Annotated in this window: 18 protein-coding genes; 10 read left to right on the forward strand and 8 right to left on the reverse strand. The window is 69.1% G+C overall.

Annotated features, from left to right (window positions below):
- Positions 1–148 precede the first annotated feature (148 nt).
- From ACT4N7_RS25375 to ACT4N7_RS25400, 6 genes are all read left to right on the forward strand, one after another.
- The gene (locus tag ACT4N7_RS25375; protein ID WP_444831359.1) at positions 149–781 is read left to right on the forward strand and encodes a hypothetical protein; all 633 of its coding nucleotides are present in this window, start codon (positions 149–151) and stop codon (positions 779–781) included.
- Positions 782–1,157: 376 nt separating this feature from the next.
- Positions 1,158–1,526, forward strand: a complete 369-nt coding sequence (locus tag ACT4N7_RS25380; protein ID WP_444831360.1) for a PadR family transcriptional regulator — start codon at positions 1,158–1,160, stop codon at positions 1,524–1,526.
- Complete coding sequence (locus tag ACT4N7_RS25385; RefSeq protein WP_444831361.1) at positions 1,523–2,890, forward strand: permease prefix domain 1-containing protein; 1,368 nt, start codon at positions 1,523–1,525, stop codon at positions 2,888–2,890. The genes ACT4N7_RS25380 and ACT4N7_RS25385 overlap by 4 nt, the downstream gene beginning before the upstream one ends.
- Positions 2,891–2,951: 61 nt before the next feature.
- Entirely contained in the window at positions 2,952–3,395 is a 444-nt protein-coding gene (locus ACT4N7_RS25390) for a helix-turn-helix transcriptional regulator (protein WP_444831362.1), read from the forward strand.
- A gap of 10 nt (positions 3,396–3,405) precedes the next feature.
- Entirely contained in the window at positions 3,406–3,816 is a 411-nt protein-coding gene (locus ACT4N7_RS25395) for a VOC family protein (protein WP_444831363.1), read from the forward strand.
- A gap of 31 nt (positions 3,817–3,847) precedes the next feature.
- Complete coding sequence (locus tag ACT4N7_RS25400) at positions 3,848–6,253, forward strand: ATP-binding cassette domain-containing protein (RefSeq protein ID WP_444831364.1); 2,406 nt, start codon at positions 3,848–3,850, stop codon at positions 6,251–6,253.
- 60 nt (positions 6,254–6,313) lie between these two features.
- Here ACT4N7_RS25400 and ACT4N7_RS25405 read toward each other — a convergent pair whose 3' ends face one another.
- The 7 genes from ACT4N7_RS25405 to ACT4N7_RS25435 all read right to left on the reverse strand — a co-directional run bounded on the left by ACT4N7_RS25405 (position 6,314) and on the right by ACT4N7_RS25435 (position 13,599).
- Positions 6,314–7,006, reverse strand: a complete 693-nt coding sequence (locus ACT4N7_RS25405; RefSeq protein WP_444831365.1) for an ABC transporter ATP-binding protein — start codon at positions 7,004–7,006, stop codon at positions 6,314–6,316.
- Positions 7,003–7,704, reverse strand: a complete 702-nt coding sequence (locus tag ACT4N7_RS25410) for an ABC transporter ATP-binding protein (RefSeq protein WP_444831366.1) — start codon at positions 7,702–7,704, stop codon at positions 7,003–7,005. The genes ACT4N7_RS25405 and ACT4N7_RS25410 overlap by 4 nt, the downstream gene beginning before the upstream one ends.
- Positions 7,701–8,735: a branched-chain amino acid ABC transporter permease gene (locus ACT4N7_RS25415; RefSeq protein WP_444831367.1), complete on the reverse strand. Its 1,035-nt coding sequence runs from the start codon at positions 8,733–8,735 to the stop codon at positions 7,701–7,703. Before ACT4N7_RS25415 ends, ACT4N7_RS25410 begins: the two co-directional genes overlap by 4 nt.
- 23 nt (positions 8,736–8,758) lie before the next feature.
- Complete coding sequence (locus tag ACT4N7_RS25420; protein ID WP_444831368.1) at positions 8,759–9,613, reverse strand: branched-chain amino acid ABC transporter permease; 855 nt, start codon at positions 9,611–9,613, stop codon at positions 8,759–8,761.
- Positions 9,614–9,683: 70 nt separating this feature from the next.
- Positions 9,684–10,901, reverse strand: coding sequence for an ABC transporter substrate-binding protein (locus ACT4N7_RS25425; RefSeq protein WP_444831369.1), 1,218 nt, complete (start codon positions 10,899–10,901; stop codon positions 9,684–9,686).
- 47 nt (positions 10,902–10,948) lie between these two features.
- Complete coding sequence (locus ACT4N7_RS25430; protein ID WP_444831370.1) at positions 10,949–11,872, reverse strand: lipase family alpha/beta hydrolase; 924 nt, start codon at positions 11,870–11,872, stop codon at positions 10,949–10,951.
- 68 nt (positions 11,873–11,940) lie between these two features.
- Positions 11,941–13,599, reverse strand: coding sequence for an AMP-binding protein (locus ACT4N7_RS25435; RefSeq protein ID WP_444831371.1), 1,659 nt, complete (start codon positions 13,597–13,599; stop codon positions 11,941–11,943).
- A 153-nt stretch (positions 13,600–13,752) separates the two neighbouring features.
- Here ACT4N7_RS25435 and ACT4N7_RS25440 point away from each other — a divergent pair, with 153 nt between their 5' ends.
- The 3 genes from ACT4N7_RS25440 to ACT4N7_RS25450 all read left to right on the forward strand — a co-directional run bounded on the left by ACT4N7_RS25440 (position 13,753) and on the right by ACT4N7_RS25450 (position 17,746).
- Positions 13,753–14,532 carry an enoyl-CoA hydratase/isomerase family protein gene (locus ACT4N7_RS25440; protein WP_444831372.1) on the forward strand — a complete coding sequence of 260 codons (780 nt, stop codon included), beginning with the start codon at positions 13,753–13,755 and terminating at the stop codon, positions 14,530–14,532.
- Between the two features lie 101 nt (positions 14,533–14,633).
- Positions 14,634–15,812 (forward strand): acyl-CoA dehydrogenase family protein, encoded by a 1,179-nt coding sequence (locus ACT4N7_RS25445; protein WP_444831373.1) that lies wholly within the window; start codon positions 14,634–14,636, stop codon positions 15,810–15,812.
- Between the two features lie 2 nt (positions 15,813–15,814).
- The gene (locus ACT4N7_RS25450; protein ID WP_444831374.1) at positions 15,815–17,746 is read left to right on the forward strand and encodes an AMP-binding protein; all 1,932 of its coding nucleotides are present in this window, start codon (positions 15,815–15,817) and stop codon (positions 17,744–17,746) included.
- A 32-nt stretch (positions 17,747–17,778) separates the two neighbouring features.
- Here ACT4N7_RS25450 and ACT4N7_RS25455 read toward each other — a convergent pair whose 3' ends face one another.
- Positions 17,779–18,537 (reverse strand): FadR/GntR family transcriptional regulator, encoded by a 759-nt coding sequence (locus ACT4N7_RS25455; protein WP_444831375.1) that lies wholly within the window; start codon positions 18,535–18,537, stop codon positions 17,779–17,781.
- Between the two features lie 99 nt (positions 18,538–18,636).
- On the opposite strand from ACT4N7_RS25455, the gene ACT4N7_RS25460 reads away from it, so the two are divergent.
- Positions 18,637–19,758 carry an acyl-CoA dehydrogenase family protein gene (locus ACT4N7_RS25460; protein ID WP_444831376.1) on the forward strand — a complete coding sequence of 374 codons (1,122 nt, stop codon included), beginning with the start codon at positions 18,637–18,639 and terminating at the stop codon, positions 19,756–19,758.
- Positions 19,759–19,780: the final 22 nt, after the last annotated feature.

The following is a 19,780-nucleotide window of genomic DNA, read 5'->3' on the forward strand; positions in this document are numbered from 1 at the left end:
GGGGGGCCACCCGGGGGGGGGGGGCCCTGTTCCGGGCCCCAGGGGCCGCCACCCCCCATCGGCGTTCACCCCCCGGGTTAACGCCCCCACACCGGGGCGCGGGTGCCCCCAACCCTGGGGCGACCCCGGCTGACTCCCTGGGGACCTCATGCGTTTACTCATCCTGGCTGCGCTGTGTCTGCTGGCCCTCTCGGCCTGCTCCGCCGCGCCCACCACCGCCGTGCCATCCTCATCGTCGGCCGCGTCGACCACCCCCACGTCGAAGGCGCCGCGCCCGCTGGTGCCGCCCATCACCGAGTGGCGGACCTGGGTCGACATGGACGATCCGAAAACCGGCTTCGCCGTGCAGATGCCTTACGACGTGCCGCCGGTGCAGGACAGCGAACTCGACCTGCCACAGCGCGTGCACAAGATCGACCTCAGCCCGCTCAAGCCCAACCAGAACACCCTGACGGTCGTCTTCATTGAGCTCCCCGAGGCCGAGATCGCCGTGCTGCGCAGAATCCCCGAAGTCCGCGCGCGCCAGGCCAGGGAGAAGGGCATGGACGACAAGGTCGAGTCGATCACGGACGCCGAGCACAACGGGCTCGCCTCGGTCGAATTCGTGGTGAGCTGGACCGAGAACGGGACCAAGTCGGTGCGCTGGAGTTCCTACATGACGAACGGCAAGGGCGTGCTGGGGGTCGAAACGATCGCCACGGGTGAGGCGACCACCGGTCCCTACGCCGAGACCTTGATGCAGTACCAACAGAAGGTGCTCGACAGCGCCCGCTCGCTCTGACGGGTCACTGGCAACCGCACAGGTCCACGACGACAACTACTCCGGCGAACGACGCCGCGCAGTACTCACCATCCAGATCCTCGCCGACCGCCGGCGCGGTACTGGACCTGCCCAACGACAGGCCCGCGTCACCGTCAACGGCGGCGACACCATGTGGATCACCTGGGGCACCGACACCGCCCACCTGCTGCCCCGGCTGATCGCCGGACTCGCGCATCATCGCTGGTCAGGGATATCCGCCCGAATTTCGTGAGTACTACGGGGACCCGGCAGGCTTCGCGCGACAGGCAGACCGACGGGCGAACTCGTTGCGTCGGAATGATACCTAGAGCTACTATGCATCGTGGTTCTAGGGTGCAGGGTGAAGGGAGGTCTCGTGAAAGTCACCAAGGATCTTGTGGCCGCATCGGCGACGCCGATGGTGTTGGGCATCCTGGCCGAGGAGGACAGCTACGGCTACGCCATCCTCCGCCGGATCAACGAGCTGTCGGGTGGCGAGCTGGACTGGACCGAGGGACTGCTCTACCCGTTGCTGCACCGGCTTGAGCGGCTCGGACATGTGGAGTCCCACTGGCAATCGGTCGCGGGGGAGCGGCGGCGCAAGTACTACCGCATCACCGACAGCGGCCTGGCCGAGCTGGTCGAGCAGCGCCGCCAGTGGGACACGGTCGTGGACGCGCTCAAGGAGATCTGGCTCGGCCCTGGCGACTCCAGGCCGTTGATCGCACTGGGGGGCCACGCATGACCGACGGTCAGGACGAACTGGAGGCCCAGTTCGCTCAGTGGCGGCATTACGTGCAGCGTCGCCGAGAGCTGCGGCAGTCCGACGCCGACGAGCTCGAAGACCATCTCCGGGGCTCCGTCGACGAACTCGTCGCCGTCGGGCTCCACGCCGACGAGGCGTTCCTGGTCGCGGTCAAACGCATGGGCAGCCTGGACGACCTGTCCCGCGAGTTCGCCAGGGAGCATTCGGAACGGCTGTGGAAGCAACTGGTGCTGACCGGCGAGACCGACGGCCCGGCGGCGGACACCCGGTCGCGGCGTGACCTGATCGCGATGGTCCTCTGCGCGGCGGGCGCGGCAGCGTCGATCAAGGTGCCGGAACTGTTCGGCCGGAGCCTCGACGAGGACGGCGCGTTCTACGGGCCCAACCTGAGCCTGTTCGCGCTGCCCTGGCTGGCGGCCTTCCTGGCCTGGCGCCGTCAGGCCACGAAAGCGCTGGTCAGTGTCCTGCTGGTGTTGTTCGCGCTCGGCGCCGTGGCGGCAAACGCCTATCCGCTCACGGACAACTCCCAATCGGTGGTCCTGACCGGCATCCATCTCCCCATCGCCCTGTGGTTCGCGGTCGGTCTGGCCTATGTGGCCGACGATCTGCGCTCGCCACGCCGACGCATGGACTTCATCCGCTTCACCGGCGAATGGTTCGTCTACTACGTCCTCATCGCCCTCGGTGGCGGTGTGCTGATCGCCTTCATGTTCGGGACCTTCGAGGCCATCGGGATCTCCCCGGACGACTTCATGACGCGGTGGCTCGTTCCCTGCGGCGCCGCGGCCGCGGTGGTGGTGGCCGGGTGGCTGGTCGAGGCCAAGCAGAGTGTCGTCGAGAACATCGCCCCGGTGCTCACGCGACTGTTCACGCCGCTGTTCACCGCGGCGCTGCTGGCCTTCCTCGTCGCCCTCGTTGTCACCAGCGCGGGCATCGAGGTCGAGCGGGAAGCGCTGATCCTGTTCGACCTCATGCTGGTCGTGGTGCTGGGGCTGCTGCTCTACTCGATCTCGGCCCGCGATCCGCTGGCCCCGCCCGGCCTGTTCGACAAGCTGCAACTCGCCCTCGTGGTCAGCGCGCTGGTCATCGATGCGTTGGTGCTGCTGGAAATCATCGGGCGCATCACCGAGTACGGCACCACACCCAACAAGGCGGCGGCACTCGGCGAGAACGTCATCCTGCTGGCCAATCTCGCCTGGTCGGCCTGGCTGGTGCTGGGCCTTGTCCGCCGACGCACACCGTTCGCGGCCCTCGAACGCTGGCAGACCGGCTACCTCCCGGTGTACGCCGCCTGGGCCTGGATCGTGGTCCTGGTCTTTCCCCCGCTGTTCGCCTACCGCTGACCCCGAGTGGGCGGCGTCAGCGCTCGACCGCCTGCCCGCGCGATGTGGCACGATCGCACAGGTGACCAGCCGACCCGACGAGGCGCAGCGCCTGAGCGGCCTCGCCCGGTTGCGCCGCGTCCGCGACCGGATCGACCGGGACTACGCGCAGCCACTGGACGTCGAGGCGCTCGCGCGCGGGGCGCACATGTCGGCCGGTCACCTCAGCCGCGAGTTCCGGCTCGCCTATGGCGAGTCGCCCTACGGCTACCTCATGACGCGGCGCATCGAGCGCGCGATGGCACTGCTGCGCCGCGGCGACCTCAGCGTCACCGAGGTCTGTTTCACGGTCGGCTGCTCCTCGCTGGGCACCTTCAGCACTCGCTTCACCGAATTGGTCGGTGTGCCGCCCAGCGTCTATCGGCGCCAGGCGGCGCACGCGACGGCCGGGATGCCGTCGTGCGTGTCGAGACAGGTGACCAGACCGATCAGGAATCGAGAAGCGCGGGTCGCCGAGCGCACCTAGCGTGACCGCCATGGACATCACCATTCACGCGAGCTTCCTCCCGCAGGACGACCCGGACGCCGCCCTGGCCTTCTACCGCGACACCCTCGGCTTCGAGGTCCGCAACGACGTCGGATACAACGGGCTGCGCTGGATCACGGTCGGCCCCGCGGGCCAGCCCGGCACCTCCATCGTCCTGCACCCGCCCGCGGCCGACCCCGGCATCACCGACGACGAGCGCCGCACCATCGTCGAGATGATGGCCAAGGGCACCTACGGCAGCCTCCTGCTGGCCACCAAGGACCTCGACGGCACCTTCGAGCGGCTCCAGGCCCGCGACACCGACGTCGTCCAGGAGCCGACCGAGCAGCCGTACGGCGTTCGCGACTGCGCCGTCCGCGATCCCGCGGGCAACCTGCTCCGCATCCAGGAACTGCGCTGACCCGTCCGCCCCGCGTCAAGATGGAGACCCGATGAGCACGGCCACGAGGACGGACCCGCGGTCGCCCGCGCCGCACGACGCCGACCGCCACGACCTGATCCGCGTGCACGGCGCGCGCGTGAACAACCTCAAGGACGTCAGCATCGAGATCCCGAAGCGCAGGCTGACGGTGTTCACCGGTGTCTCCGGCTCGGGCAAGAGTTCGCTGGTGTTCAGCACGATCGCCGCGGAGTCGCAGCGGATGATCAACGAGACCTACAGCGCCTTCGTGCAGGGCTTCATGCCGACCCTGGCGCGGCCCGACGTCGACGTGCTCGACGGGCTGACGACCGCGATCATCGTCGACCAGCAGCGGATGGGTGCCGACGTCCGGTCCACGGTCGGCACCGCGACCGACGCCAACGCGATGCTGCGCATCCTCTTCAGCAGGCTTGGGCAGCCGCACATCGGCTCGCCCCAGGCATTTTCGTTCAACGTCGCGTCGATCAGCGGCGCGGGCGCGGTCACGCTGGAGCGCGGCGGGAAGACGGTGAAGGAGCGGCGCAGCTTCAGCATCACCGGCGGCATGTGTCCGCGCTGCGAAGGCCGGGGCGCGGTCTCCGACATCGACCTGTCCGCGTTGTACGACGACAGCAAGTCGCTGAACGAGGGCGCGCTCACCATTCCCGGCTACAGCATGGAGGGCTGGTTCGGCCGCATCTTCCGCGGCTGCGGCTTCTTCGACCCGGACAAGCCGATCAGGAAGTACACCAAGCGAGAACTGCACGACCTGCTCCACAAGGAGCCGACCAAGATCAAGGTCGAGGGGATCAACCTGACGTACTCGGGACTGATCCCGCAGATCCAGAAATCGTTCCTCGCCAAGGACGTCGACGCGGTACAGCCACACATCCGGGCCTTCGTGGAGCGGGCCGTCGCCTTCGCCACCTGCCCCGAGTGCGGCGGCACCCGGCTCAGCGAGGCCGCCCGCTCGTCGAAGATCGCGGGGATCAGCATCGCCGACGCCTGCGCGATGCAGATCAGCGACCTGGCCGCCTGGGTGCGCGGCCTCGACGAGCCATCGGTGGCGCCGCTGCTCACGACGCTGCGGCACACCCTCGACTCGTTCGTGGAGATCGGGCTTGGCTACCTCTCGCTCGACCGGCCGTCGGGCACGCTGTCGGGCGGCGAGGCGCAGCGCACCAAGATGATCCGCCACCTCGGCTCGTCGCTCACCGACGTCACCTATGTGTTCGACGAGCCCACCATCGGCCTGCACCCCCACGACATCCAGCGGATGAACACCCTGCTGCGGCAGTTGCGCGACAAGGGCAACACGGTGCTCGTCGTGGAGCACAAGCCGGAGGCGATCGCGATCGCCGACCACGTCGTCGACCTCGGCCCGCTGGCGGGCAGCGGCGGCGGTGAGGTGGTGTTCGAGGGCACCGTCGAAGGACTGCGGGCCAGCGGCACGCTGACCGGGCGACACCTCGACGACCGCGCGTCGGTGAAGGCGTCGGTGCGGACGCCGTCTGGGGCGCTGGAGGTGCGCGGCGCCGACACCCACAACCTCAGGGCCCTCGACGTCGACATCCCGCTCGGCGTGCTGGTCGTGCTGACCGGCGTGGCCGGGTCGGGCAAGAGCTCGCTGATCCGCGGCTCGGTGGCGGGCCGAGACGGGGTGGTGGCGGTCGACCAGGGCGCGATCCGCGGCTCGCGCCGGAGCAACCCGGCCACCTACACCGGACTGCTCGACCCGATTCGCAAGGCGTTCGCCAAGGCCAACGGCGTGAAGCCCGCGCTGTTCAGCGCCAACTCCGAGGGTGCCTGTCCCAACTGCAACGGCGCGGGCGTGATCTACACCGACCTGGCGATGATGGCGGGCGTCGCCGCCCTGTGCGAGGTGTGCGAGGGCAAGCGGTTCGACGCGGCGGTGCTGGAGTACCACCTCGGTGGCAGGGACATCAGCGAGGTGCTAGCGATGTCGGTCGCCGAAGCCGAGGAGTTCTTCGCCGCGGGCGAGGCGGGCACGCCCGCGGCGCACAAGATCCTCGACCGGCTCGCCGACGTCGGGCTCGGCTACCTCACCATCGGCCAGCCGCTCACCACGCTGTCCGGCGGCGAGCGGCAGCGGCTCAAGCTGGCCACCCACATGGGCGAGAAGGGCCCCGGTGGATTCACTTCGGTCCTCGTTCTCGACGAGCCGACCTCCGGCCTGCACCTCGCCGACGTCGAGCATCTGCTCGCCCTGCTCGACCGGCTCGTCGACTCCGGCAAGTCGGTCATCGTCATCGAGCACCACCAGGCGGTCATGGCGCACGCCGACTGGATCATCGACCTCGGCCCCGGCGCGGGCCACGACGGCGGCCGGATCGTCTTCGAGGGCACCCCCGCGGACCTCGTCGCCGCCCGCTCCACCCTCACCGGCGAGCACCTCGCCGCCTACGTCGGCACCTGACCCAGGCCTGCCCGACACCGGCCGATCGGAGGCCTGCCCTCGGCGCGTTCCCGGAAACGTCTACAGCGCGATCATCTGCTGCACTGCCCGTGAGCCGAGGTCTGCCACCGGTCCATCGCTTGCGAGCTCGCCTTGCCGAAGCGCGAGGTACCGGGTGGCCAGCTTCTGGATCATCCCGATGTGCTGCTCGACAAGGAGCAGGGCTGTCCCCCGGGAGCGGATCTCCTTGAGTGCTTCGACGATGCTGTCGATGATCACCGGAGCCAGCCCTTCGGTCGGCTCGTCGAGCATGAGCAGCGCAGGTTCGGCCAGCAGCGCCCGCGCGATGGCCAGCATCTGCTGCTCGCCGCCGCTGAGCGAGTTGCCGCTGCGCTTCTTGCCACGTGCCAGGTTGGGAAACAGGTCGTAGACCGCGCCGAGCGTCCAACTGCCGGACCGGCCAGACGCCCGCCCCAGCAGGATGTTCTCCTCGACCGTCAGGTTGCTGAAGATGCGCTTGCCCTGAGGCACCAACGACACGCCGCGGGTGGCCGGGACGTGGGCACCAGTCTTCAGCGGTTCACCGGCCACGAGAATGTCGCCACGGACCGCGGGCACGCCGTAGACCGAGAGCAGGGTCGTCGTCTTGCCCGCACCGTTGCGACCGACCAGGCCGACTGTCTCCCCCTCGTCGATCGAGAAGGAGACGTTCTGCAGGATGACGGCGCCGCCGTAGGAGGCGCTCACCGACCGGAATTCCAGAATCGTGCTCATGCGGCGCTCCCCAGGTAGGCGCGGATGACGTTCTCGTCGGCGCGCACCTCGTCCGGCGTCCCGGACACCAGCACCTTGCCGAGGTCGAGCACCGTGATCACGTCGCAGGTCTGGAAGACGCCTTCGACGTGATGCTCGACCAGCAGCGCGGCCACGTTCCGCTCGCGGCACAGGATCCTGATGTGTTCGAGCATGCGCCCCGACTCGTCGGCGACCAAGCCCGCGCAGGGCTCGTCGAGCAGCACCACGCGCGGCTGGCCGAGCAGCGCGATGGCAAGATCGACCGAGCGCTGCGTGCCGTAGGCGATCTCCGCGCAGACTCGATCGATGACAGCTCCGAGGCCGAGTGTGTCGACGACGTGATCGAGTCGCTCGCGGCCGTTTTTGTGCGCCACCATCGAGAGTTGCTGGCGCACCGTCATCGACGGGAACACGGACGTGCGCTGAAAGGACCGCGACACCCCGTGCTGTCGCCGCCACTGAGCGGAGCGGCGGGTGATGTCGTGGCCATCCAGATGCACCGTGCCGGACGACGGGTTCTTACGGCCTGACAGAGCGTCGATGAACGTCGACTTGCCCGCGCCATTAGGCCCGATCACGCCGTGCACCACGCCAGGTTCGAGCGCGATGTGCACACCGCCGAGCGCGATGAGTGCTCCGTACCGGACTGTCAGGCCACGGGCTTCGAACACGCTCATGATCGGCTCTCTTTCCGCGCCGCGGCATTCACCCGCAGGCGCCGCCACACCTTCTGCAGGGTGCCGGTGATTCCACCGCGGAGCGACACCAGCACGATGATCAGCGCGATGCCGGTGAACAGGTGCAGGTTGCCGCCGAAGTTGAAGTTGGCCTGCGCGTAGACGAACACGCCCGTACCGAGGATCGGGCCGACGATGGTGCCCAAACCACCCACCATCGCGGCGATCAGCGAGTCCGCTCCCTGGCCGAAGCCCAGTACGTCGGGCGACAGGTACCCGGCGTTGAGCGCGAACAGCGCCCCGCCGACCGCGGCGACCGCTCCCGAGGCGACGAAGGCACCCAGCCGCGGCATGAAGGTGTTGTACCCGGAGAAGCGCATGCGCTCCTCGTTCTCCCGGATGCCCTCCAGAACGACGCCGAACCGGGTACCGCCGACGAGCCACAGGACGATCGCGCTGACCACGAGTGCGGTCCAGGCGATGGGCCAGAACAGGCCGGGGTTCATGACATCCGCGCCGGACAACCCCAGGAACGTCGCGTCGGGACCCATTGTGATCAACAGGCCGTCGTGGGCGCCCGTGATCGGCCGCGCGGAGGTCTGAGTGCTGAGCTGGAACAGCGCCTGCGACAGTGCGAGCGTCAGCATCAGAAAGCCCATGCCCGACGCCCGGACGACCAGAACACCCATGAGCAGCGCGATCGCCGTCCCAGCCGCGACCCCGAAGAGCACTGCGGGCACCGGTGCCCAACCCCACCGTGTGATGGCGATGCCCACGGCGTACGCCGCGCCACCGAAGAAGGCCGTGTGCCCGAGGCTGATCAGTCCCAGGTGGCGGGCGAGAAACCCGATACCGAGCGCGAGCAGGCTGAGAATAGTCGCGTCGACGGCGAGGCTCATGCCATGGCTGTCGGTGATGAGGTAAGGCACGGCCAGGCCCGTCAGCAAGACAGCCAACCCTGCTCCGATGCCTCGGAGGGCCGCCCACCTCCGCCGCCTGTCGAGCGTCGGCTCGAACGACGCGAACGCCACGTCGGGCACCGCACTGGTGGCTGTCATGACGATCTCTTTCCAGCGAGGCCCTGCGGCCGCCACAGCAGAACGACGACCAGCGCGAGGTAGGGGACGACAACCGAGAAGGCAGGCGACCACTCGACGCTCACCGTCTGGATCACTCCGAGGCCCATGCCTGCCGCCATCGCGCCACCGACACTGCCGATGCCGCCGACCACGACGACGATCAGCACGGTGATCAGGAAGGTAGAACCCATGCCCGGGTCGAGGGAGACGTAGGGCGCGGCCAGCGTGCCTGCCAACCCGGCGAGCGCGGTTCCCAGGCAGACGACCACCATGCTGACCTTGTTGACGTTGACGCCCATGATCGCCGCGGTCTCGATGTCCTGGCTGGCAGCTCGGATGTGCAGGCCGACCCGGCTGCGGCGCAGCCAGATCACCAGCGCCGCGGCCATCGCGAGTGCGACCCCGATGATCGCCAGCCGGAACGTGGGGTAGGCGACCCCGACCACCGTCGTCGTGCCTGCCAACGCGGAAGGCAGCTCCACCGACAGGGTCCGCTCACCCCAGATCAGCACCACGACCCGCTCAAGGATCAAGGCGACACCGAAGGTGATCAACGCCATCTCGATGTGCGAGCGGTGTTCGAGCGGCCGGAAGATCGCCAGCTCCAGCACCGCGCCAACAATGGCGAGGAGCAGGGGGGCAACGATGACCGCGACCCAGAAGGACAACCGGTCCGTCAGCGTGTAGGCGAGGTACGCGCCGGACATGTAGAGCGCGCCGTGGGCGAAGTTGGTCACGCCGCGCAGTCCGTAGATCATGGCCAGCCCCGAGCTGAGCACCATCAACAGAGATCCGAGCGCGACCCCGTTGAGCACTTGGGCTGCGTTCACGGCAGCCTCCCTCCTGTGGGCGACGCCCGGAGTCCGTGTCGGATCCCGGGCGTCACCACACTGTTCGGGCTCAGAGCTTGCAGTCCTTGCTGGGCTCAGGAGCGGTCCGATCGGCGGTCGCGCTGGCGAGGATCTCGAACTTCAGATCCTTGCCGTTCTTGACGACCCGGCCGAGGTAGGAGTCACGCAGTAGCTGATGGTCGGCACCTCGCAGGGTGACGCGGCCGACGATGCTGTCGAATGTCAAGTCGTTGAGGGCCTTGGCGACAGCGGCAGGCTCGATACTGCGGGCGGCCCTGATGCCCGCGAAGAGCGTCTGCGCCGCCAGGTAGCTGTCCGCGGGAACGAAATACGGTGCGGTGCCGAACTTGGCCGTGTACGCCTTGGTGAACTTCTGGTTGAGCTCGTTGTCGGCGTCCACTTTGTAACCGACGTTGTTGTAGTAGCCGACTACGGCGTCGCCGAGCGCGGGGAACAGCGCCTCGTTGATCATGGCCAGGCCCAGCACGGTCTTGAGCTGGTCCGGCAGCTTGAACTGCGTCGCCTGCTTGACGAAGGCAACCCCGTCGGCGCCGAACTCGACCGCGAACAGCGCGTCCGCACCACTGCTCTTGATCTTGGTGATGTAGGGCCCGAAGTCGGTGGTGTTCAACGGCGCGAACTGGGTGAGCACGATCTCCTTGCCTGCCTGCTTGGCGGCGGCCGCGAACTTTTCCGCCGCACTGTGGCCGGTGGCGAAGTCGACGGCTTGGATGGCCCATTTGTCGCCGGGCATCTTGTCGATCGACTCGGCCAGCGCGTTGATGTCCATGCTCGTCGTGGGAACGAGGTGGAACGAATTTGCCGCGCACTGCTTGCCGGTGAGGGCGTCATCCTTGGCGAGTGAAATCAGTGACAGCGCGTCGAGGCCTGCCAACTGTGCGTTCAGCGCGGCGTTCTCCGGCGAGGTGACGACCGCGCTGATGAACTTCGCCCCGTCCTTCGTGACAGCCTCGCGCGCCACGCGCAGCGTCGTCGCAGGCTGACCGTCGGTCTCCTTCTCGATCAGCTCGATCTTGTGGCCGTCGATACCGCCCTGTGCGTTCGCTTCCTCGACAGCGAGCTGCCATCCCTTCACCGCGTCGCCACCTACCTGCGCGAGCGCTCCGCTCTTAGGCGGGATGAGAGCGATCTTGATCGTCGCACCGTCACCGCCTCCACCCCCCGAACCAGTGCTCGGCGACCCGCACGCGGCGAGCGCGGCTCCCACGACGACCGCCATCAGCGCAGGCGTGACCTTCCGCCTCATGTCGACTCCTTCTCCTGGATGGGTTCAATCGTTCGTGGGAACTAGAGTCAGCCGATGAACGGTGGCACGTAGACACAGGGCACCCGGCGGGGATGAGCAGGGTCGAGCGCGTTGAGCATGTGGGCCGCAGTGACCGGGTCGGACAGGATGGCGAAGTGTTCCGCGTGGTCGATCGGACAGGCGTCCTGCAGGGTGATGTTGCGCATGCCCGGGTAGATGCCGCTGGTGTAGGGAACGGCGAGTTCGTCGTAGCGGGTGACGATGTTGGTGTACTCGACACCGGGGACGACCGGGTCGCCGAAAGCCGCGAAGTAGTCCGAGCCTGTCAGCAGTTGTCGGCACGCGGCGCACGCCGGGTCCAGGATGCCGTTCACGACCGGCGCGAAGCCGAACAGGGACGTGAGGCGTACGACCGTCGCGAGGCCCGCGGCGTTGGTGCCGCGCCAGAACGGTGCCAGGGCGACATACTTGTCGACCTTCGCCGCGCCGCCGAGGAACTTGACGTAGTAGTTCGGCATCTGGGTGCCCTCGGAGTGACCGACGATGTCCACCTCGTCGGCCCCGGTGGCGGTCAGCACCCGGTCGACGAACTCGGAGAGCTGCGCGGCACTGGCTTCGATCGGGGACCGGCCGCCGACCTGATCCAGCGGGAACGGCGTTCCCGGGGGCACTCCGTAGTTGAGCGCGAAGACGCAGTACCCCTCGTTGGCCAGTAGCGGCGCGTACGTCTGCCATGTGTCGTTGATGACCGACGCGAACCCGTGGACCAGCACCACCGGATTGGGGTGTGCCGAGCCGGGCAGGCAGCTCCAGTTGTTGGACCCGGGCGGAGTGGAGTACGGGAACAGCGCGCCGAGGACGTTCGCCAAGAACGTGTACGGCACCGGGTAACGGGGAGCCGCCGTCGCCGGGGCCGCGCCGAACGCCAGCAGGACAGCGGTGATCACCGCGACCGCGCCGAAACTGGTCACGCGACGCGGTCGAGCCTGCCGAGGACCTCGGCGGGCGGCGGCGGGGAGATCGCGTGGTAAGTCCATCCTCACAACTCGCCGCGTGCAAGCTCGCGCAGCCGGAACTTCTGGATCTTGCCGGTCGCCGTTATCGGCAGCTCGTCGACCAGTACGAGCCGTTCGGGCAGCTTCTGTGCCGAGATCTGCCGCTCGGTGCGGAGGAAGTCGGCGAGCTCGTCCAGGGTGGGCGCCGCACCGGAGCGGGGCACGACCACCGCGCACGCCTTCTCGCCCAGCCGCTCGTCCGGGTAGGCGACGACAGCCACCTGAGCGACGTCGGGGTGCGCGACAAGATGCCCTTCGACCTCGGCGGCGCTGATGTTCGTCCCGCCGCGAATGATGATGTCCTTGAGCCGACCGGACACCCGCAGGTAACCGTCGGCGTCGAGCTTGCCGAGGTCGCCGGTGTGGTGCCAGCCCTCGGCGTCGATCGCGGCGCTGGTGCGCTCCGGGTTGCGCCAGTAGCCGAGGATCGCGCCGGGGCCCCAGTAGCAGATCTCACCTTCCTCGCCGGTCGGGACGTCCTCGCCGTCCGGGCCGACCAGCTTAATGCGGATTCCGTCGAGCGCGGGGGTGCCGTCGGACCCGGACCGGCGCTCGATCGGATCGTTGTCGTGGCAGCAGGTCGCGGCCATGAGCTCCGAGCACCCGTAGAGCGGGACGAGCAGGCCGCCCGAGAACGTGTCCGAGAACTCCCGGGCCAGCGCCTCGGGAATCGGGGCGCCCGCACAGAGCCAGAACCGCATCGACGTGAGGTCGCGGTTCGCGCCGGGTGCGGCGTCGAGCGCCATCCGGACGAACGGCGTGGCCGTCGCGGTCGTCGTGCACCGGTACTCCTCGATCCGGCGCAGGCCCTCGTTCGGTTCCCAGGTGTCGAGCAGGTGGGTCTGGGCGCCGACGGTGAGCGGGACGAGGAAACCGACCAGGAACCCGGTGGCGTGGGCGACCGGGGACGGCATGAACATCACGTCGTCGGGGGTCATCCGAAAGACGTCGGTGGCGAGGCCGCGGCCGCTGAAGTCGACCGTGTTCCAGGTGTGCACACAGCCCTTCGCGGTGGACTCGGTGCCGGAGGTGTAGACGATGACGTGCGGTGCGTCCGGGTCGGGGTGCGCACCCAGCTCCCCGTCCGCCGGGGTGGCCGCGCACGCCTCGTCGAAGGCGACCTCGCCGTCTTCGGCGGTCGTGCGGGCGAGCACGAGCGTGGACAGGGCCGGGCATTCCGCCCGCAGCGCACGGAACATCGCCGCGTGGTCGAAGCCGCGGAACTCCCCGGTGGTGACCGCGGCGACGGCGCCGGAGTCGCGCAGTACGTGGGCCACCTCGGCCAGCCGGTACACCGTCATGATCGGCACCATGACCGCGCCGATCCTGGCCAGGGCGAGGTAGGCGACGGCGAACTCCGCCCAGTTCGGCAGTTGGACGACCACCCGGTCGCCGGGCTTGACCCCGCGACGCAGCAGCGTGGCGCCGAGACCGTAGGCGCGTTCGCGGAGGGTCGCGTAGTCCAGCTCGACCGTGCCGTCGGAGACGAACCGGCGGGTCGGCGTCGCATCGGCCCACCGGTCGAGCAACGCGGCGGCCGATCCGTCCTGCCACCACCCCCGTTCCCGGAACCGGGTGATCGACTCTTCGTCGTAGCGGTCGCTCACGGTGCGGGTCGGGAACGTCGTCTCCGCAGTGACCATCGAAATCTCCGCTTCGTTGCGAGTCAAGAGTGGAGCCCGATGATAGCTACATAACATTGACCAACTCAATGGTCTGTCCAAAACGGTACGGTGAGTGTCCGGCCGTACGCGGGCCGGATTCCGAACGGCTCGGCACAGAACTGGAGGTCGGTCATGTCGACGGTGCGCTACGAGAGCCCGGAGCCGGGGATCGTCTTCGTCACGCTCGACGCGCCCGAAACACGCAACGCGCTCGGCGACAAACTGCTCGATGAGCTGCTCGCGGCGCTGGAGCGCGCGGCGGGTGACGACTCGGTACGGGTCGTAGTCCTCGCGTCCTCACACGAGCGCGTGTTCTCGGCGGGCGGCGACCTGAAGGCATTCGCCCAGGATGTGCCACCCGTGCGCCGGTACGCCGGGCTCGACCGGTTCCCGCGGCTCTACACGCTCATCGGCGCGCTGGGCAAGCCGGTGATCTGCGCGGCGGGCGGCGATGTGCTGGCGGGCGCCTTCGGGCTCGCCCTCGCCTGCGACTTGGTCGTCGCCAGGCGCGGGGTGCGGTTCGGCTGCCCGGAGATCAACGTGGGGGTCTTTCCGTTCATGATCTCCGCGCTCATCTACCGCAACGTCGATCGGATGAAGGCGAACGAGCTGATGCTGCTCGGTGATCTCATCGACGCCGACGAGGCCGCGCGGCTCGGTGTGGTGAACAAGGTCGTCGACGCGGCGGAGTTCGACGCGACCGTCCTGTCGTGGGCGCGGCGGCTGGCCGCGAAGTCCCCGCTGTTGCTGCGACTGGGAAAGGACGCGCTCAACGCGACGCGGGACATGTCGCTGCCCGAAGCCCTCGACGCGCTGCGTGCCCGCTTGGCGCTCGCGCTGACCACCGAGGACATAGTCGAGGGCGTGACGGCGTTCCGCGAGAAGCGCGAACCGAACTGGACGCTGCGCTGACCGTCCCGGCCGGACCGCCAGGATCGCCCGCGCGACCGAGCCCGTTGGATTTTGGTCTGACCTATAGCATAATAAGATGCACGGACGACGAAGGGACAGCGATGGATCTCGCCGACTCGGTGGAGGAATCCGCGTTCCGGGCGCGGGTGCGGGGCTGGCTGTCCGAGGTGCTGCCCACTCTTCCGTGGCCCGAACCGGTCGAGCTGGCCGAGAAGCTGCCGTTCTGGCGGCAGTGGCAGCGGCTGCTGGTCGACGGGGGCTACGCGGGCCTGTCCTGGCCGCGTGAGTACGGCGGGCAGGGCGTGGACGCCAAGATCCGGTCGATCTTCACCGACGAGGCGGACCGGGCGAACGCGCCCGAGCGGCTGAACACGATCGGGGAGGACTTCGCGGGACCCACGATCGTCATGTTCGGCACCGACGAGCAGAAGCAGCGCTTCCTCCGGCCGATCCTGACCGGCGACGAGCTGTGGTGCCAACTGTTCTCCGAACCGGAGGCCGGGTCGGACCTGGCGTCACTGCGGACGAAGGCCACCCGGGTCGAGGGTGGGTGGCGTGTCGACGGGCAGAAGATCTGGACGAGCCGGGCGCACCTCGCGGCCAACGCGATCCTGCTCGCCCGTACCGGGGGTGGCCCGCGGCACAAGGGAATCACCTACTTCCTGTTGCCCATGGACAGTCCAGGGGTCACGGTCCGGCCGCTGGTGCACATGCTCGGCGAGGCCGAGTTCAACGAGGTGTTCCTCGACGACGTGTTCATCCCGGACGACCTCGTCGTGGGCGAGGTCGACGGGGGCTGGCAGGTCGCCATGGCCACGTTGTCGTTCGAACGGGTCGCGATCGCGACCGGTCGGGTCAACACGAAGCGGGCCGTCGAGGACATCGTCGCCGACGTGCGGCGGATGACCGGTGCGGACGGGAACCCGCTCGGCGCGGACCCGCTGGTCCGGCAGCAGGTCGCCGACCTCTACGGGCGGGCCCTGATCCACCACGCGATCGGGCAGCGGGTGCTGACCATCGCAGCCGACGGGGGCGCGCCCGGGCCGGTGACCTCGATCGGCAAGCTCTACTTCTGTCCGCTGGTGGAGGACATGGCCGACTTCCGGCAGTCGCTGTCGCCGTTGGGCGGCCAACTCGCGCCGGAGGAGCAGGCGGAGGCCGACGCCCGCTGGCAGCGACTGGCCTACCAGGCGCGCGGGACGGCGATCGCGGGCGGCTCCACCTTCATCCAGCGCAACATCGTGGCCGAGCGGATGCTCGGCATGCCGAGGAGTGGCTGAGCATGACCGGGTACGTGTGGACCCCGAGCCAGGACTACGTCGAGCGCGCGAACGTCACCAGGCTGGCCCGCAGGCACGGCTGCGCGGGCATAGACGAGCTGCGTGCCCGGTCGGTGGGGGACGTCGGCTGGTACTGGAACGCGGTCGTCGAGGATCTCGGGCTGCCGTTCGCCACCCCGTACCGGCAGGTCCTGGACCTGTCGCGGGGCGTCGAGGACCCGGACTGGTTCGTCGGCGGCGAGCTGAACATCGCCGACGCCTGCCTCGGCCGGTGGGCCGCCGACCCCGAAGGGCGGGACCGGCCCGCGGTGGTGCACGAGTCCGAGGACGGCACGGTCACCACCCTGACCTTTGCCGAGTTGGCCGACCGCGTCAGCCGGGTGAGCAGCGGGCTGCGCAACCTCGGCATCCGCAGGGGCGACGCGGTCGCCCTTTACCTGCCCATGGCGCCCGAGGCGGTCATCGCCTGCTACGCGCTCGCCCGGCTCGGCGCGGTGCTCGTCCCGCTGTTCTCCGGCTTCGCGCCGGGCGCGATCGCCTCCCGACTCGCCGACGCCGACGCGACGGCCGTGATCGTCGCGGCGGCGACCGTCCGGCGTGGACGCACGGTGGCGATGACGGCCTCCGTGCGCGAGGCGGTCCTGAGCTGTCCGACCGTCCAGCACGTGGTCGTCGTCGGCGAAGCGGGGGAAGGAGAGGCGGGGGACGGAGAGGTGGCGTGGGCCGACCTGCTCGCCGCCGATCCCGACACCATGCCCGCCGAGCAGATGGCGTCCACCGACACGCTGCTGCTCGCGTACACCTCCGGCACGACCGGGCGGCCGAAGGGCGCGGTGCACACCCACGCCGGGTTCCTGGTGAAGACGGCCAGCGAGGTCGCCTACTCGTTCGATCTGGGGCCGGGCGGCCGGTTCTGCTGGATCACCGACATGGGGTGGATCATGGGCCCGTTGTCGATCTTCGGCACGCACGCCAACGGCGCGACGCTGGTCCTCTACGAGGGTTCGCCCGACGTGCCCGACCTCGATCGCCTGTGGCGGCTTGTGGAGCGGCACCGGGTCACGATGCTGGGTGTCTCGCCGACCCTGATCCGCACGATCCGGTCGAGCGATCGGTCAGACGACGACTTCGACCTGTCCTCGGTGCACGTGCTCGGCTCGACGGGCGAGCCGTGGGACGCGGACTCCTATGACTGGCTGGCGATAGACGTCTTCGGTGGCCGCGTCCCGGTCATCAACTTCTCCGGCGGCACCGAGGTGGGCGGCTCGTTCCTCGCGCCGTATCCGGTCGAGCCGATCGGGAGCTGCTCGCTCGGCGGTCCCTCGCTCGGGATGGACGTCGACGTGGTCGACGCGAGCGGCCAATCCGTGCGCGGGCAGGTGGGGGAGTTGGTCTGCCGCCAGCCGTGGCCCGCGATGACGCGCGGCATCTGGCGCGATCGGGAGCGCTACCTCGAAGCCTATTGGTCGACCTTTCCCGGGGTGTGGCACCACGGTGACCACGCCCTGGTCGAGGACGGGCAGTGGTTCCTGCTCGGCCGCTCCGACGACGTGATGAACGTGGCCGGGAAGCGGCTCGCGCCCGCCGAGGTCGAGGCGGTGCTGATCGGGCACCCGTCGGTGGCCGAGGCGGCCGCGGTCGGTGTGCCGGACGCGACGAAGGGCGAGGCGGTCTGGGTGTTCTGGGTGCCGCGCCTCGGTGTGGGGGACGCGGACATCTCCGCGAACCTGCGGGACATGGTCGCGGCCGCGCTCGGAAAGCCGTTCGCCCCCAAGGCCGTTCACCGTGTCGCGCAACTGCCGAAGACCCGGTCGGCGAAGATCATGCGCCGGGCGGTGCGGGCCGCCGCGCTCGGGCAGGATCCCGGTGACCTCTCCGGCGCGGAGAACCCCGAGGCCGTCGAAGCCATCCGTGCCGCGATCGGCGGCGGGTGATCATGGCCGTGCGGTCGAACCGCGTCGCCTGGTCACCCCTCGTCGGAGAGGATGATGGCGGTCCGGTCGTCCGCCTCCAGCGCGGCGGCCGCGTAGGCGTGCACGTGCCGGGTCATCCTGCGGGCCGCCGCGTCCGCGTCCTGCTCCCTGATGGCCCTGGTGACCGAGCGGTGCGCCCGAGCCGCGATCGCGCGGACCTCGTCGTTGACGAAGCCCTCGTTGCGCGTGGTCGTGTAGATCGCGCGGGACAGGGCCATCATGATCCCGGTCAGGATCTCGTTGTGGCTCGCCGTCGCCACACCGACGTGCCAGTCCACGTTCGCCTGCAGAAACGCGTCGAGGCTCCCGTTCGACCCGATCGCCTCGTTCGCCGCATCAAGCCGACGAAGGTCGCCGGGCGTCCGGTTGAACGCGGCGAGGCGGGCGCAGGTCGGCTCGATCGCCTCCCTGGTCTCATGGACCGACGCGAGCCTGATCTGCCGTCCGCGGATCAGCAGGTCGAGCGAGTTCGCGACGGAGTCCTCGCCCGGTCGGTGCACGAACGCGCCGCCCGCCCGGCCCGCCTTGATTCGGATCAGGCCCTGCACTTCGAGAATGCGCAGCGCCTCGCGAACGGTCGTCCGGCCCATCCCGGTCTGCTTGACCAGCTCACGTTCCGGCGGCAGCGGGGTCCCCTCGACGTACTCGCCGGAGAGGATGCGTTCGCGCAGTTCGTTCGCCAGCACGTCCGAGGCTTTCGGAACCTCCAGGGGAGACAACCGGATCGACGAGTGCGGGCTCTCTGTCGTCATGTCAACTCCACTGTCTTGGTCCTAAGGTCAGACCTAAAGTAGCATTGCCAACGCGAATCAGGTGCCGACGCGCACTGAGATTCGGGCTAGGAGCAGCACATGCGATGGGAACTGTCGGAGGAACAGACCGACTTCCGGTCGACCCTGCGCGACTGGCTTCGGGACCGCTGCCCGTCCCCGGTCCTGCGCGAGTGGCTCGACTCCGGCGAGTACGGTGCCTTCGAGCGGCAATTCGCGGCCGCGGGCTGGTTCTCGGTCGGTTCTTCCGAGGAGATCGGCGGCGAGGGTGGCGGCCTCGTCGAGTTGGCCCTGACCGCGGAGGAAGTCGGCAGGCGCGTGGCCCCGGCGTCGGCGTGGTTCGGGTCGATGCTCGCCGTTCCCGCGTTGTCGACCACCCCCGACGCGGCGAAGGAGTTGCTCGCCGACGGGGTGACGACCGTGCTCGCGGTCCCGGCGCAGTCGGTTCCGGGCGGTCGTCCCACGGTCTCCGACGACGGCGACGGGCTCGTCGGTTCGGTCGCGGGTGTCCTGGGAGCCGACCGGGCCCGGCGCATGGTCGTCCCCGTCCGCCACCGGCACGGCCTCGCACTGGTGCTGGTCGACGCCGACTCACCCGGGGTGCAGGTGCGCGGCCGAGTGCTCACCGACCGGACGCGGACCGTGGCGGACGTGGTGTTCACCGGCGCGACGGGGGTCTCCCTTGCCACGGACCCGGAAGCCGTGCTGCGGGACACGGCCTTGCGGGCCGCGGTTCTCACGGCCGCGGACTCGCTCGGCCTCGCCGCGCAGATGCTCGACATGACGGTGGAGTACAGCGGACAGCGCAAGCAGTTCGGCGTGCCGATCGGGTCGTTCCAGGCGGTGAAGCACGCCGCGGCCGAGATGTTGGTCCAGGTCGAGTCCGCCCGCTCGATCGTCTACCTCGCGGCGGCCTCGGTCGAAGTGGGACACCCCGACGCCCCGCTGCACGCGGCGGCAGCCAAGGCGCAGGTCACGGCGGATGTCGCCGCCGCGGCGGACACCTCGCTCACCCTGCACGGCGCGATCGGCTACACCTGGGAGCACGACCTCCAGCTCTACTACAAGCGGGCCAAGCTCAACCAGCAGTTGTTCGGTACGCCGACGGTGTGGAACGAGCGCATCGCCGAGGCCCTGGGCCTCTGCGCCGGAGAGGAACCTCACTCCAGCTTTGGTCAGTCCTTTGATAAGGTAAGTCCTTAATCGGACAACGGTGGTTCGGACG

The organism is Actinokineospora sp. (assembly GCF_052390155.1).
Taxonomy (GTDB): Bacteria; Actinomycetota; Actinomycetes; order Mycobacteriales; family Pseudonocardiaceae; genus Actinokineospora.

Coding starts and splice junctions, on each gene's coding strand:
- ACT4N7_RS25375 (WP_444831359.1), top strand. CDS start 149: ATGCGTTTACTCATCCTGGCTGCGCTGTGTCTGCTGGCCCTCTCGGCC.
- ACT4N7_RS25385 (WP_444831361.1), top strand. CDS start 1,523: ATGACCGACGGTCAGGACGAACTGGAGGCCCAGTTCGCTCAGTGGCGG.
- ACT4N7_RS25395 (WP_444831363.1), top strand. CDS start 3,406: ATGGACATCACCATTCACGCGAGCTTCCTCCCGCAGGACGACCCGGAC.
- ACT4N7_RS25400 (WP_444831364.1), top strand. CDS start 3,848: ATGAGCACGGCCACGAGGACGGACCCGCGGTCGCCCGCGCCGCACGAC.
- ACT4N7_RS25405 (WP_444831365.1), bottom strand. CDS start 7,006: ATGAGCACGATTCTGGAATTCCGGTCGGTGAGCGCCTCCTACGGCGGC.
- ACT4N7_RS25410 (WP_444831366.1), bottom strand. CDS start 7,704: ATGAGCGTGTTCGAAGCCCGTGGCCTGACAGTCCGGTACGGAGCACTC.
- ACT4N7_RS25425 (WP_444831369.1), bottom strand. CDS start 10,901: ATGAGGCGGAAGGTCACGCCTGCGCTGATGGCGGTCGTCGTGGGAGCC.
- ACT4N7_RS25435 (WP_444831371.1), bottom strand. CDS start 13,599: ATGGTCACTGCGGAGACGACGTTCCCGACCCGCACCGTGAGCGACCGC.
- ACT4N7_RS25440 (WP_444831372.1), top strand. CDS start 13,753: ATGTCGACGGTGCGCTACGAGAGCCCGGAGCCGGGGATCGTCTTCGTC.
- ACT4N7_RS25445 (WP_444831373.1), top strand. CDS start 14,634: ATGGATCTCGCCGACTCGGTGGAGGAATCCGCGTTCCGGGCGCGGGTG.
- ACT4N7_RS25450 (WP_444831374.1), top strand. CDS start 15,815: ATGACCGGGTACGTGTGGACCCCGAGCCAGGACTACGTCGAGCGCGCG.
- ACT4N7_RS25455 (WP_444831375.1), bottom strand. CDS start 18,537: ATGACGACAGAGAGCCCGCACTCGTCGATCCGGTTGTCTCCCCTGGAG.
- ACT4N7_RS25460 (WP_444831376.1), top strand. CDS start 18,637: ATGCGATGGGAACTGTCGGAGGAACAGACCGACTTCCGGTCGACCCTG.